The following is a 12,418-nucleotide window of genomic DNA, read 5'->3' as shown; positions in this document are numbered from 1 at the left end:
GAGGTCTGCGGTATGCCTCGAGTCGAGCTCACGATTTCGGGTCGGGGACGATCACGACCTTTCCGGTGACGGTCCCGGACTCGGCGAGTTCCAAGGCGTCGGCCGCCTCGCTGAGCGGGATCCGCGCGGCAATCTGTGCGCGTAATACGCCTCCGGCGGCCAGGGCGAAGACCGATCCGAGGTCCTCGGCGAGCTTGTTCCGGAAGCCGGCAAGGCGGCGCTTGCCTGCCCAGAGATTGTAGAAGTGGGCATTTCGCTTGTTGGGCAACATGTTCCACCATGCGAGGCGGGCGAAGAGTGCGAGAACGGGCAGCCGGGAGTTGCCCTGCTCGTTCTTCGTCGAGGCTGTGCCGTAGGAGACGAGGGTGCCGTTCGGTGCGAGCAATCGGAACGAGTCGATGATTCCGGGACCGCCGACGTGGTCGAAGACGGCGTCCACCCCGTGGGGTGCGAGGGCCCGAACCTGTCGCGCCACATCGCCGCGATAGTCGACCGGGTCGGCGCCGAGTGCTTCGACGGCCGCGGCATGCCGCGCCGATGCGGTACCGATGACGCGGATGTCAGCGGCGACGGCGAGCTGTACCAGCGTGGATCCGACCCCGCCGTTCGCGCCGTGCACGAGGATCGTCTGCCCCGGTTGGACCCGGGCGATCCGGTGCAGCATCTGCCAGGCGGTGATGCCGTTGACGACGAACGTCTCTGCTTCTGCGGGGTCGAGCGCGGCGGGCACCGCGACCAGGTCCGCGGCGTCGAGGATGATATGGCTGCTCCAGCCGCCGGTCTTGGTCAGCGCCGCGACGCGGGTGCCGACCAGTGTTCGATCGGTTTCCCCGCCGACCTCGATGACGGTGCCGACCAGGTCGTATCCGGGTACGAACGGAAAGGGTGGCTGGTCGTAGTACTTCGCGCGCCGCATCTGCTGCTCGGCGAACGAGACACCGGTGGCCTCGACCCGGATGAGGGCCTGATGTGGCTCGGGGGCGGGCAGTTGGCGGTGGGTAACCAACAGCCCCTGCGGGCTGACGGGTCCGGGGAGAACGATCTCTACGGCAGTGGTCGGATGTGCTTGTGTCGTCATCGTTTCGGCCTTTCGCGATCTGATGTGCTGTCGGTTCTCTAGGTGGGTGACTGGTCACTCACTCGATGGTCGAAGTGCCTGAGGGCCATGGTTGGATGTGCTTGTAGCAGGTGCGATCGGGTCACGTGCGGGCTGGAAATTACGAGCGCGGTTGGCGGTGTGTCGGCGACGCCACTGCCTCGGGCGGATCTACTCCGCGTGTGGGTGGCGGATGCCCTCGGTGAGAATCCGTGCCCAATCGCTACTGCGGCCGTCGAGCTCGAGCGTGGTGATGATGTGGCAGAGCTGGCCGTAGGCGATGAATCGCTGCACGGCGCTGTCCTCGGCGCGTGAACGGGTCTTGGCGAAGGTGGTCACCCGCGCGAGTCCGCGGCGGACCGCGTCGGCGATCTCCGGGATATCGGCGGCCGACTGGGCATGCACCTGGAGCATCAGCAGGCTCTTGTCGGAAATGAGTTCGGCGTATGCCCCGCCCATTTCGTGCAGAATCTCCTCCGGGGTCGAACCGTCGACGCGAGCGGCGCCCGCCGACAACGCTTGCTCGACCAATTCGAAGCAACGGTCGATGGCCGCCACGAACAGGGCGGTCTTGCCGGGGAAGAGTTTGAAGACGTAGGCCGGTGAGATCTCCGCCCGAGTCGCCACATTGTTGATCGGCGTGCCGTGATAGCCGGTCCTGGCGAATTCGGCGATGGCCGCGTCCACAACGGCGTCGCGCCGAACCTGCGATGTGGAGAGGGTGGCGCCTCGTTTGGTCATGTGAGTGACTGTACACTCACTCTTTCGATGGGGTCAATACGTACCCTCGGGGCAGTTCAGCGTGCGGGGAAGCGGATTATCCGATCGTCGCCCGGGCGGGTTTCACCGCGCCCGTCGGTATTGGACGTGGTCAGCCACAATGCGCCGTCCGGTGCGATCGCGACCGTACGCAATCGCCCACGGTCATCGATCCGCGATACGGGATCGGTCGCTACCCCATCGTGAAGCGCAGCAGTCCATAGCCTTTCGCCACGCAGCGCCGCGACGTAGAGGGTATCGCCGGCGATAGCGATCCCCGACGGTGACGCTGCCGATGGTGCCCAGACGAGCTGCGGCTCGGTGTATCCGCTGTCTGCGCCGCCCATCCCCTCGACCTGCGGCCAGCCGTAATTGCGCCCCGGCTCGATCAGATTGATCTCGTCGAAGTCGTTCTGCCCGAATTCGGCGGCGAAGAGCCTGCCCGCGTGATCCCAAGCCAGCCCCTGCACATTGCGATGCCCGAGGCTGTACATCGGCGAACCAGCTGTCGGATTCCCCTGGGCCGCAGCGCCATCGGGCGTCAACCGCAGAATCTTGCCATTGGGGCTCGCGGGATCTTGCGCTCGCGCGCCCTGCCCCGCGTCGCCGGTGCCGACGTACAACATGCCGTCCGGACCGAACGCGATCCGCCCACCATTGTGGTTGGCGGCCTTCGCTATCCCGTCGAAAATCACCTCGGGCTTGCCGTCCAGCCGGAATCGCACGACCCGGTTGTCCTCGGCAGCGGTGAAATACGCATACACGTAACCGTTTTCGGCGAAGCTCGGCGACACGGTCAGGCCGAGCAACCCGCCTTCGCCCCGCGCGGTGACACCGGGAACCTCGTACACCTGCTCGGGCGCGCGACCTGGCGACACGCGTAGCACCCGACCACTGTTCCGTTCCGCCACCAGCGCATCACCATCGGGAAGAAAGGCCAGCCCCCACGGCACTTCGATGCCGCGAGCGATCTCTGCACCCGCCGCAAGGTCGGGTACACCGGCTGCTGAGCTGGGGGCAATGGTGGTGGCCGCGGTGGCGGTGGGCCGCTCCGGCTCGGAACCGTTGTCGCAGGCCGATAGCGCGCACGTGAGCAGAACCGCGACTGCTGCGGCACCCGGTAACCGCCGCGGTCCCGGGGTATGCGCTCGTCTGATCACCATGAACCAGGGTCGCACGCCTCGGTCGTACCGTCAGCTGCTCTTGCGCAGGACGCCGGTAATCGGGCCGAGTATTCCGGGCATGCTGTAGGTGAGCGACCCGTCCGGTTGCAGTGTGACCGTCGAGACCGACCCGTTGTCCATACAGTCGGTCGGACTATCGACAAGTCGTGCCACCAAAGTGATTTCGGTGCCGGTCACGGTCTTCAATTTTTCGACCCGGGAGCACTTTTGGCGCGACACCGAGCCGGTATTCGACGAGCTGGCGATCTCCTCGCCGATCTTTCCTTCCTGGATGGTCAGGTCGACATCGAACGAAACGAGGAGGTCCCGTGCGTTTCCGGTCCAATGACCGACAAAGGCTGCGGGCACGCTGCCCGGGCCGTTGGCGGAGGTGGTGGTGCTGGAAGGCGCGGAGGTAGAGGTTTCCGGCGCGGAGGAGGTGGGCTCGGGTGTGGTGACCTCGACCGAAGTAGCGGATGTGGCGGAGGTTCCCGTCGAGTCGTCTTTCAGCAGCCCGCCGATGACGAACGCGCCGACCGCGACGGCCACGACAGCCACCAGCGCGACGACGATCAGACCGGCGCGACTGCCACCGGATTTGCGGGTCGGCTGTGCGGGGTCGGAACGGTTCGGAGGCTGTGCACCATAGGACGGTGCCCGCTGCGGTCCCGATCGGTCCGCGGGTGGCTCGTTCCACTGCCGGGACGTGGGCCGATCCGAGCCATGCGCGTAGGACTGCCAAGTCTGATCCGGCGGTCGCGTCCCGTAGGGCGGCGTACTCTGCTGAGTCCGTTCCGTCGGCGGCTGGTTCCGGTACGGGGTACTGCCCTGCTGCGTGGCTCCGTAGGGCGGCGCGCCCGGCGGCCCGGACTGGAGCGGGTAATTCAGCGCGGGCCGGGAGACCGTCGGAGCGGACCGCGACGGATCCGGGACCGGTCCGCGCAGCGCATCGGGCACTCGAACCGGACCGGAGTCCAGATCGAGCAGTTGCACCGCGCGCCTGCTCACTTCTTCGAGCACCGGCGCGGGCAGCCAGCCCGCGCGCTCGGGCACGCCGAGATCGAGCAGCGCGGCGTGCAGCTGCTGTGGCGTCGGGCGTGCGGTGTCGTCCTTGGCCAGGCAGGCCGCGATCAAAGGCCGCAGCCGCAGTGGCACGTCATCGAGCTGCGGCTCCTCATACACCACGCGGAACAGCATCTGCACGGTCTCGCCGACGCCGAACGGTCCGTGCCCGGTCGCCGCGAACACCAGCACACCGCCGAGCGCGAAGACATCGCCTGCCGGACCGACCGGCTTGCCGAGCACCTGCTCCGGGCACATGAAACTCGGCGAACCGATCACACTGCCGGTCGTGGTGAGCGCGCTGTCCTCGACGGCACGGGCGATGCCGAAGTCGATGACCTTGGGGCCATCGATGGCAAGCAGCACATTCGACGGCTTGAGGTCGCGGTGCACCACCCCGGCCTCATGCACCGCGATCAATGCCTCGGTCAGTCCGTGTGCGAGCACGAGCAGCGGGTTTTCGGTGAACGTGCCGAACTGCTCGACCGCCTCGGTCAGCGAGAACCCCGCCACGTACCCGGTCGCCAGCCACGGCGGATCGGCGTCGACATCCGCGTCGAGCACCGCCGCGGTGAACTGCCCGCCGACCCGGCGCGCCGCGGTGACCTCGCGCCGGAACCGCTCGCGGAACTGCGTATCGCCGATGAGATCGGGCCGGATGACCTTCACCGCGACCGTGCGGCCGCCGGAGCTACGTCCGAGGTACACCCGGCCCATGCCGCCCGAGCCGAGCAGGCCGAGTAGCCGATAGTCCCCGATACGCGGCGGATCGTCCATGTCAAGCGGTCGCATCGCGACGATGGTTCCCTTCGGATCGAGTTCGAACTCCCGAAAGGCTACCCACCTGCCGAGCGGGGTGTCCGCTCACGTCGACGCGAGCTCTGCGGGACGACTGCCGCGAACATGTCGGGCCAGCAGATATGCGACGATCACGGCGGGGATGTTCATCAGCACCCCGTACACGGCGGGCGGCACCGCCATCGCGTCGTTGTGCAGGACCGTCGATGCGACGGCGATGGCCAGCGCACCGTTGTGGATGCCGATTTCCATGGCCGAGGCGATCGCCTGATCGGCCTCGACCTGGAACAGTCGCGGCACCGTGTAGCCGATTACGAAGCTCAGCGTCGAAAGCACCAGGCTGATCGTGGCGAGCTTGCCGATGTTCTCGGTCAGGGTGTCGAACTCGCGGCCCACCGCCGCGACCACTACCAGCAACAGCACCACGGCCGACACGATCTTGACGTTCTTGCGCATCCGGTCGGCCCAGCCGGTGAAGCGGCGATGCACCCACATGCCGATCGCGGCGGGCACCAGCACGATCGCGAACACTTGAATGAACTTGTCCGGCCGCAGCCCGATGGACGCGTCCTCCGCCATGAACAGTGTGTAAGCGAGGGTGACGACCAACGGAAGTGTGAAAACCGCGAGAACCGAGTTGATCGCGGTGAGGGTGATGTTCAACGCGACATTGCCGCCCGCGATATGACTGAACAGATTGGCCGATGGGCCGCCCGGCGCGGCGACGAGCAGCATCATTCCGACAGCCAATGCGCCCTCGAGCCGGAAAAGATAGATCAAGCCCAGGCAGATCGCGGGCAGCAGCACCATCTGACACACCAGCGCGACGACGGCCGCCTTGGGGTATCGCAGGACGCGGGCGAAGTCGTCGACGGTCAGGGTCAACCCGAGACCGAACATCACCAATGCCAGGGCAAGCGGCAAGAACACCGCGAAAAACGTTGAACCCATTCGGATCTCCTCGTCGCCGGAGTAGGTCGGATGTCGACGTTATCGACTCCGACAGAAGGAAGCGAGTCGGTTCGAGGCGCTGCATCGGAGCGGACGGGGGTCGGGACTTGTCACAGTTCGATCAAACGGTCCCGGGTCAGTTGAAACAGGCTGGCCGGTCGCCTTTTGTGGCGACGCACGTCGTGCGAAATGCGACGAACCGACGGCCGCACCTAACGGGCTATTCGCCAATCGGTTGCTAGGGTCGGGCTGCACTCAGAGGTTGATCTAGTCGGCGTGCCGCGAATCGGTCAAGGAGGGTCATGTTGTCGGGGCGTGAAGTGGCACGGCTGTTCATCCGCACGTTTCGACGCGCGGTCGTGGTCGCCGCGGCGGCGGCGATGATCGTCGGTGCCACCGGGACCGCGGCGTCGCAGGAATCTACCGGCAACACGCACACCGAGGAGTGGACCGCGCTGCACGACGGCCCGCAGGAGTACCCGGAGATCCACATCGACTGGGACGTCCCGATCCAGATGAGTGACGGAGTTCTGCTGAAGGCCAATGTGTATCGGCCGGTGGACTCGTCCAGGTCGGTCGTCGAGCAGCCGTTGCCGACGATCGTGAACCTCACCCCGTACACCAAACTCCTGACCAACCTGGTCGATTCCGCGCTCGCGGTCCCCGGCCTGCAGTCACTGACCATGGACCTCGTCCGGCGCATCAATCTGTCCGGCACGCCGGTCAGCGGATTCGGCGACCTGCTGCACGCACTCGACGGCGGCACGGTCAGGACCGTCCTCGGCATCGACGACAACCTGATCCGCAGCGGGTACACCCTCGTGGTCGCGGATGTGCGTGGCACCGGCTTCTCTCAAGGCAGCTGGGAGACGCTCGGCGAGCGTGAGCAGTTGGACACCCGCGAGGTGATCAACTGGGCGGCGGCCCAGCCGTGGTCGAACGGCGATGTCGCGATGAGCGGCGGTTCCTACGCAGGCATCAACCAGTTGCGGGCGGCCGAAAACGCCCCTGCCGCACTGAAAGCCATCTTCCCGGTCGAGCCGGGCAGTGACCTGATGCGCGATGTCGTCGCGCCGGGCGGCGGCGTCGGCACCACCTTCCTGCCGCTGTGGCTCAGCAACGTGAACCAGCTCAAGCTGCTGCCGGATGTGCAGTCGATGCTCAACGGTACTTTCGACTGGAAGTGGTTCCACGAACGCTTGTCCGACCCGAGCACCAACGTCGATCTGCTGACCCAGGCACTGCTCACGCCCTCGCTCGACGACATTCCTCCCGCGCTGGAATCCGCGCTGGACGACGATAGCCCTTTCCGTCAGGGCATTCGGGGACATCCGGAGCGAATCACGGTGCCCACCTTCGTGTATGGCGGCTGGCACGACATCTTCGCCAACAGTGCGACCAAGCTCTACAACGCCATCCCGTTGCCCCCGGGGAAGAAGCAACTCGTCGTCGGCGACACCTATCACGCGAACCCGGGGGCGGGCACCGGCTATGGTGTGGCCCCGCCGCGACTGGATGTGATGCAGCGGGTGTGGTTCGACAAGTGGCTCAAGGGCATCGACCATGGAGTCAACGATTTCGGCCCGATAAACCTGTGGGAGCAGGGCGGCGGGTGGGTCACGATGGCACAGTTCCCGCAGCACGATGTCAACTACCGCCGCGTCTACCTCGACGCCGCACCCAGCGGCAGCACCGACGACAGCCTGTACGACGGATCGCTGAAGAATGTGAAGCCGACCGGAAAGGCGTCGCTGACGGTGGCGCCCGGGTTGACCACGGTCTGTTCGCGCGACACCGCACAGGGCTCGGCCGGAATGACCGCGGTATTCGATATCTGTGCCAAGGACTCCCGCATCGCCGAGCGCAACGGGCTCACCTTCACCAGTGCCGAGACCACCGAGCGGACGGTGATCTCCGGCCCGATCAACGTGCACCTCAACACGATTCACGACGCAACCGACGGCTATTGGAACGTCACTGTCAACGACGTCACGCCCGACGGCGCCTCGATCGTCCTGAGTACCGGGCAGCTCACCAGCTCGATGCGCGCGGTCGACGACTCGAAGAGCGTCCGTTCTGCCAACGGCGACTACACCGCCCCCTTCAATCCGATCACCCTCGACAGCATGCGGCCGGTGGTGCCGGGCAAGCCGACCACACTGGATATCGCCGTCATTCCCACCCAGGCCGTGCTGGAGCCGGGTCACCGCCTGCGGGTCGATGTCTTTGCCGGAAATTCGCCGAAGGCACTGGCTTTCCGGCCTATGCTCAACAACACGAAGATGAAGCCACAGCACCTGAGCCTGGACCCGGACGCGCCGAGTTTCGTGAACCTGCCGACCAACCGGGCGGTGGGTTGATCTGCTACAGCTGCGACATCACCTGCGCGGCAATCAGTTCCAGGTGCGCGAGGTCCTCGGGGGCGAGGATCTGGAGATAGCGGCGGCTGGCACCCTGCTGCCGCTCGGTGCAGATGCGTAGTTCCATCTCGATCGTGGTGCCCGAGCGTCCTGCGGTCGTCAGTGTGTGAGCATTGATCGTTTGATCGAATACAACACGCCCGGCATGATTGGCGGGTGGCGAGTGCGGGCGAGTCGGCAGAGCAATCCCGTACCGGCGGATCGCCCAGGACGATCTTCGCGCGACGGCTCGTCGAGCTGTTCGACGCGGCGGGCAATCCGACCTTGCGCCAGGTGGCGGCCGCTGCCGAGGCGCGCATGAAGGCCACCCGCGGTAAGGCCCGTGGTAGCTCGGTCTCATTGCAGCGCATCAGCGACTGGCGTTCGGGCAAGAACGTGCCCGCACAGTTCGAGCCGCTGGTACCGGTCTTGCTGACGCTCATCGAACTGGCCAAGAAGTCGGCCGATCCGGTGTCCGGCGCACTGGTGGATCTGAAAGAGTGGCAGCGACTGTGGACGGCAGCGGACTCCTGGCGACTCGAGTCCAACGACGCGAATGCCGTCTGCCCCTACCGCGGGCTGGCCTCCTACAGCCGCGCCGACGTCGACCAGTTCTTCGGCCGTGCTGGCGCGACCGCCGAGTTGGCCGAACTGGTACTCGGCTCGACCGGCGTGCAGGGCTCGATCGGAACCAAGGGCGGCGTGAAGCACTGTGGCGGCATGGTCGCCCTGGTGGGTGCTTCGGGAGCCGGGAAGTCGTCGCTGCTGCACGCGGGCCTGATTCCCGCCGTCCTCGCACGTGGCGGCGACTGGGAGGTGGCGACCTTGACACCGGGTTCGCGGCCGGTGGCGGCATTGACCGAGGCGTTGGGCGATCCGGTGGACGCCTGGGCAACGGGTCGGCGTGGGTTGGTGATCGTCGATCAATTCGAGGAACTGTTCACCGCATGCCATGACGATGGCGAGCGTGAGGCTTTCCTCGCGATGCTTGCCGACATCGCTGGACCGCACGAGAATCGCTGGAGCACAGTCGTTCTGGCAATCCGCGCCGACTTCTACGCGCCGTGTCTCGACTATCCGATCCTCGAGGAAGCGCTCAAGAATCGCGATTACGTGCTCGGTCCGATGCGGCTGGGTGAGTTGTCGGAGGCCATCACTGGACCGGCAGGGGCGGCCGGACTCGAACTCGAGTCCGGGTTGGTGGAATTGGTCGTCACCGAACTGTGCGGCCTCGGCGATCATCCAGATCGGCGCGGCTACGATCCCGGCGCGCTGCCACTGCTCTCGCACGTCATGGCCGCGACCTGGCAGCATCGAGAACGCCTGCGGCTGACCGTTGCCGGATACCGGAAAGCGGGCGGTGTGACCGGCTCGGTGGCGGCGACCGCCGAGCGGGCATGGGACGAGTTGACGGTGTCGCAGCGGATCGAGGCGAAACCGTTGTTGTTGAGCCTGGTCAGCGTGGGAGCCGACGGCCACGACACCCGGCGTCGCGTGGACCGAGCCGAATTGATCGCGCGCGCGGTGGATTCCGAGGCCGCCGCGGCCGTGCTGGAGACGTTGGTCCGCGCCAGACTGGTCACCTCCGATTCCGACAATGCCTACTTCACCCACGAAATCGTGCTGGGGGCGTGGCCACGATTGCGTGCCTGGATCGATGAGGATCGCGTCGGCTACCTGATCCGGCAGCGGCTGGAATCCGACGCCGCGGACTGGTCCACGTCCGGGTGCGATCCCGCCCTGCTGTACCGCGGCACCCGGCTGACAACGGCGCAGGAGGCGGCGGGCCGACTCGACAGCAGTGAGGTAGTGACCGAATTCCTCACGGCGGCAAAGTTTTCCAGGCGCAGATCCCGACGCTGGGCGGCCGCGACCAGAACAGGCTTGGCCCTGCTCGGCGTCGGTGTGCTCGTGCTCGCCGTCGCGGCGTACGCACAGGGCAGGTTGACCTCCGAGCAGCGCGACAATGCGATGCTGTCCACGATCCTGGCCGCCTCCGAAAGCCTGCGCAGCACCGATCCCTCGCTGTCGGCCCAACTCGATCTGGTCGCGCACCGGATCCGGCCCGGTGACCAGGAAGTCGATTCACGACTGCTGAGCACCCAGAACTTGCCCTTGGCGACGCCGCTGGTCGGGCATACGGGTGCGGTCACCGACCTGGCCTACCAGCCAGGCGGCCGGTTGCTGGCCTCCGCGGGGGCCGATCAGACCGTTCGACTCTGGGATGTCACCGATTCCGCCGATCCGCACCAACTCGGCGAACCGCTGTCTTGCCCGGTCGCGGTGAGTTCGGTCGCGTTCAGCCCGGACGGTGCGACGATGGCCGCGTCCTGCGGGCGCTCTATCCTGCGGTGGAACGTCGAGGATCCCGAGCACCCGCGCGCCGCGGCGCAACCCATGCCCGACAGCGATACCGCGGTGACCGAGGTGGCGTTCGGTCCCAGCGGCCGAATACTGGCCGCCGCCGACGACAACCGCGTCGTCACCCTGTGGAACGTCGAGAATTCGGCGGCACCGTCGCGGGCAGGTGTCGTCGGGCCGATGGCGGGGCCGATCCAGTCGATGGTCTTCGACCCGAGTGGAACCTGGGTCGCGCTGGCCGATGCCGACTCGGTCCGACTGTGGTCGGTGCTCGCCCCGGCGGCCCCCGCACCGCTCGGTCCGCCGATTACGGTGGCGGTGCGCCCGATTCGCGCGATCGCCGTCAGCGCGGACGGCGCGACGCTCGCGGTCGGCGGTGGCGAGAACTCGTTCGGATCGGCGGGAATCGGGGACGCCACGGTAGCGCTGTGGAATATCGCCGATCCGCTACACCCGAACCAGGTCGGCACCGTGCTCTCCACGGCGAAATCGACGCTGCGGTCGGTCGCGTTCAGTCCGGATGGCGACACGCTGGCCGTCGGTGACCGCAGCAGCGTCAAGATTTGGAATATCGCCGATCGGGCGCGTCCGATGCAGCTCGGTGAAACGTTGTCGGCGGCGGCGCTGCCGTGCCCGGACATCTACCCGTTGCCGGTGTGCCAGGAAGACCAGAATGCGCTGGTGTTCGGTCCCGACGGCAACACGCTCGCGGCGGGCAGCGCCCAAGGGGTGGTTCGGCTGTGGTCGTTGCCGCCCGCCGTCATCGGCGGACGCCTCGGCTGGTCGGTGCTCGCACCGGAGTTCAGCGCGGGCGGCACCATGGTCACCGGCGCACTCGATGCCGACGTCACACTCTGGGATCTGCGTGATCGCGCGCGGGTGCGACGGCTCGCCGGTCTGGGGCCCGGCCCCGATCACAATGCCGCGTCCGGGTCGACCATCAGTCGTGACGGGCGTCTGGTCGCCACGGTCACGGGGTTTCCACCGCGGTTGCGGCTGCTCGATGTGTCGGATCCCGCACGCGTTCGGACATTGAGCGAAATACCCGACGTGTTGGCCGGAATGTTCAGCCCGGGGTCTCGATACCTGTGGACGGTGAGCGTGGGCACCGCGTGGAACATACAGATCTGGGATCTGGCAGATCCGGCGCATCCGATACCGGTGAGCGCGAAAGTGCCGGTTGCCTCGAAGCCGACGTCCTCGATGGCCGTCAACGCCGCGCACGACGACCTGGTGGCCACGATGGGGCCCGATCGGGCCGATTCCGGCGCGGAGGTGTATCCGATCAAGCTGTGGGACTTGTCGAATCCCGCCGAGCCGCGCCAGGTCGGCAGTATTCCGGGTACACAGTCGAAACCGTTCGGCTGGTTCGACGTGACTCCCGACGGCAAAACCCTGGTGACTCTGGCCGGGAATACTTTGCAGGCCTGGGATATCGGCGTTCCCTCGAACGTTCACCCGCTCGGCGTGCCCATCACAACCCATGGCTTGAATATTCAATCGATCGACATCAGTCCCGACGGCCGGTCGATGGCCACCGGCAGCGCGGATTCCACGGTGCGCCTGTGGGACATCACCGACCGCGCGCACACGAAACCGATCGGGCAGTCCATCACCGTGCCGAGCACGACTAGTTGGCAACTGACCTACGACCCCGCGGGCCGCTATTTGATCGGCACCGGGAACGGTGTCATGCGAATGTGGGATCTCGATGTCGAAAACGCGATTACACGCATCTGCGATGTCACCCGCGCCGTGCTGACCCGCGAGGTCTGGCAAGCGCGACTACCTCAGATGGCCTATCGTCCGCCGTGCGGGGAGTGATTGTG

At 66.5% G+C, this 12,418-nt stretch carries 8 protein-coding genes; 2 read left to right on the top strand and 6 right to left on the bottom strand.

The annotated features are described in order from the left end of the window. Positions 1-28: 28 nt before the first annotated feature. From ACLMAJ_RS13110 to ACLMAJ_RS13090, 5 genes are all read right to left on the bottom strand, one after another. Positions 29-1,078, bottom strand: coding sequence for a medium chain dehydrogenase/reductase family protein (locus ACLMAJ_RS13110; protein ID WP_412013900.1), 1,050 nt, complete (start codon positions 1,076-1,078; stop codon positions 29-31). Positions 1,079-1,267: 189 nt separating this feature from the next. After that, entirely contained in the window at positions 1,268-1,837 is a 570-nt protein-coding gene (locus ACLMAJ_RS13105; RefSeq protein WP_412013899.1) for a TetR/AcrR family transcriptional regulator, read from the bottom strand. A gap of 56 nt (positions 1,838-1,893) precedes the next feature. Continuing rightward, a complete protein-coding gene (locus tag ACLMAJ_RS13100) occupies positions 1,894-3,018 on the bottom strand; it encodes a PQQ-dependent sugar dehydrogenase (RefSeq protein WP_412013898.1) in 1,125 nt (374 codons plus the stop codon). A 30-nt stretch (positions 3,019-3,048) separates the two neighbouring features. After that, positions 3,049-4,872, bottom strand: coding sequence for a protein kinase domain-containing protein (locus ACLMAJ_RS13095; RefSeq protein ID WP_412013897.1), 1,824 nt, complete (start codon positions 4,870-4,872; stop codon positions 3,049-3,051). Positions 4,873-4,944: 72 nt separating this feature from the next. Continuing rightward, complete coding sequence (locus ACLMAJ_RS13090; protein WP_412013896.1) at positions 4,945-5,829, bottom strand: bile acid:sodium symporter family protein; 885 nt, start codon at positions 5,827-5,829, stop codon at positions 4,945-4,947. 302 nt (positions 5,830-6,131) lie between these two features. Here ACLMAJ_RS13090 and ACLMAJ_RS13085 point away from each other — a divergent pair, with 302 nt between their 5' ends. Further along, positions 6,132-8,189 (top strand): CocE/NonD family hydrolase, encoded by a 2,058-nt coding sequence (locus tag ACLMAJ_RS13085; RefSeq protein WP_412013895.1) that lies wholly within the window; start codon positions 6,132-6,134, stop codon positions 8,187-8,189. A gap of 4 nt (positions 8,190-8,193) precedes the next feature. Here the strand turns inward: ACLMAJ_RS13085 and ACLMAJ_RS13080 are convergent, their stop codons facing one another. Beyond that, positions 8,194-8,316 (bottom strand): hypothetical protein, encoded by a 123-nt coding sequence (locus ACLMAJ_RS13080; protein ID WP_412013894.1) that lies wholly within the window; start codon positions 8,314-8,316, stop codon positions 8,194-8,196. A gap of 89 nt (positions 8,317-8,405) precedes the next feature. Between ACLMAJ_RS13080 and ACLMAJ_RS13075 the strand changes: the two genes are divergently transcribed. Continuing rightward, the gene (locus ACLMAJ_RS13075; RefSeq protein ID WP_412013893.1) at positions 8,406-12,413 is read left to right on the top strand and encodes an nSTAND1 domain-containing NTPase; all 4,008 of its coding nucleotides are present in this window, start codon (positions 8,406-8,408) and stop codon (positions 12,411-12,413) included. The last annotated feature ends 5 nt before the right edge of the window (positions 12,414-12,418 follow it).

The sequence above is a fragment of the Nocardia arseniciresistens genome (genome assembly GCF_046764875.1).
Lineage (GTDB): Bacteria > Actinomycetota > Actinomycetes > Mycobacteriales > Mycobacteriaceae > Nocardia > Nocardia arseniciresistens.
Note: the sequence above shows the minus strand (reverse complement) of the source record. Positions and strands in the feature narration are given on the sequence as shown.

Coding starts and splice junctions, on each gene's coding strand:
- ACLMAJ_RS13110 (WP_412013900.1), bottom strand. CDS start 1,078: ATGACGACACAAGCACATCCGACCACTGCCGTAGAGATCGTTCTCCCC.
- ACLMAJ_RS13105 (WP_412013899.1), bottom strand. CDS start 1,837: ATGACCAAACGAGGCGCCACCCTCTCCACATCGCAGGTTCGGCGCGAC.
- ACLMAJ_RS13100 (WP_412013898.1), bottom strand. CDS start 3,018: ATGGTGATCAGACGAGCGCATACCCCGGGACCGCGGCGGTTACCGGGT.
- ACLMAJ_RS13095 (WP_412013897.1), bottom strand. CDS start 4,872: ATGCGACCGCTTGACATGGACGATCCGCCGCGTATCGGGGACTATCGG.
- ACLMAJ_RS13090 (WP_412013896.1), bottom strand. CDS start 5,829: ATGGGTTCAACGTTTTTCGCGGTGTTCTTGCCGCTTGCCCTGGCATTG.
- ACLMAJ_RS13085 (WP_412013895.1), top strand. CDS start 6,132: ATGTTGTCGGGGCGTGAAGTGGCACGGCTGTTCATCCGCACGTTTCGA.
- ACLMAJ_RS13080 (WP_412013894.1), bottom strand. CDS start 8,316: ATGGAACTACGCATCTGCACCGAGCGGCAGCAGGGTGCCAGCCGCCGC.